The organism is Exiguobacterium sp. Leaf196, from assembly GCF_001423965.1.
GTDB lineage: Bacteria > Bacillota > Bacilli > Exiguobacteriales > Exiguobacteriaceae > Exiguobacterium_A.
Genome location: NZ_LMPV01000005.1, coordinates 1 through 1,065 on the forward strand (window position 1 = coordinate 1; position 1,065 = coordinate 1,065).

Below are 1,065 nucleotides of genomic sequence, written 5' to 3' on the forward strand. Positions count from 1 at the left end.
GGAAGCATGGCGACATGTGGAGCTGAGTGATACTAATCGGTCGAGGCCTTGTTCTAGCAGATGCATTGTTGATGACTTCAGTTTTGAGGGCGCGAGCCTTTCAAAAAAATGAAAAAAAGTCTTGACGTTATGTGAACATAATGTTAAGATAATAAATGTCTGGTGGCGATAGCCAAGTGGTCACACCCGTTCCCATGCCGAACACGGAAGTTAAGCACTTGAACGCCGAAAGTAGTTGGGGGCTCAAGTGGTCACACCCGTTCCCATGCCGAACACGGAAGTTAAGCACTTGAACGCCGAAAGTAGTTGGGGGCTTCCCCCTGTGAGGATAGGACGCTGCCAGGCGATACATATGGAGGATTAGCTCAGCTGGGAGAGCACCTGCCTTACAAGCAGGGGGTCGGCGGTTCGATCCCGTCATCCTCCACCATTTTTATTACACTTGCCGGTGTAGCTCAGCTGGTAGAGCAACTGACTTGTAATCAGTAGGTCGCGGGTTCGACTCCTGTTGCCGGCACCATTTTCATCTTCAATGATCACCAGAATTCAATTATGAATGAAGGTTCTACCTTTTATATCCCTGCCGGGGTGGCGGAACTGGTAGACGCACAGGACTTAAAATCCTGCGGGGGTTTCCCCGTGCCGGTTCGATTCCGGCCCTCGGTACCATTTTCATTTTGATGTTTGCTGTTTGATCCTTATATTCCGCACCCTTAGCTCAGCTGGATAGAGTACTTGACTACGAATCAAGGGGTCGGGAGTTCGAATCTCTCAGGGTGCATTTTCGGGAAGTAGCTCAGCTTGGTAGAGCACTTGGTTTGGGACCAAGGGGTCGCAGGTTCGAATCCTGTCTTCCCGACCATCTTCAATTTCATCCCTTTAATGGGGCCTTAGCTCAGCTGGGAGAGCGCCTGCCTTGCACGCAGGAGGTCAGCGGTTCGATCCCGCTAGGCTCCACCATTTTTATGACGAACTTTGAAAACTGAACGATGAGGCAAAAATCGTATTCTACGGAATACAAAAACGAATGAAGCGCAAGCTTCGTCAATCGTGACTTCGGTCACA

6 tRNA genes and 1 rRNA gene are annotated in these 1,065 nt (G+C 50.0%); all 7 read left to right on the forward strand.

The window, feature by feature from the left end:
- Window positions 1-235 precede the first annotated feature (235 nt).
- The 7 genes from rrf (at window position 236) to ASG02_RS06210 (ending at window position 960) form a co-directional block, all read left to right on the forward strand.
- Window positions 236-345, forward strand: a 5S ribosomal RNA gene (gene rrf, locus ASG02_RS06180).
- Between the two features lie 9 nt (window positions 346-354).
- A tRNA-Val gene (locus ASG02_RS06185) sits at window positions 355-430 on the forward strand.
- 14 nt (window positions 431-444) lie between these two features.
- Window positions 445-520 (forward strand) — tRNA-Thr (locus ASG02_RS06190).
- 62 nt (window positions 521-582) lie between these two features.
- Window positions 583-669: transfer RNA gene (locus ASG02_RS06195), tRNA-Leu, on the forward strand.
- Window positions 670-707: 38 nt separating this feature from the next.
- A tRNA-Arg gene (locus ASG02_RS06200) sits at window positions 708-781 on the forward strand.
- Window positions 782-785: 4 nt separating this feature from the next.
- A tRNA-Pro gene (locus ASG02_RS06205) sits at window positions 786-862 on the forward strand.
- A 22-nt stretch (window positions 863-884) separates the two neighbouring features.
- A tRNA-Ala gene (locus ASG02_RS06210) sits at window positions 885-960 on the forward strand.
- Window positions 961-1,065 lie beyond the last annotated feature (105 nt).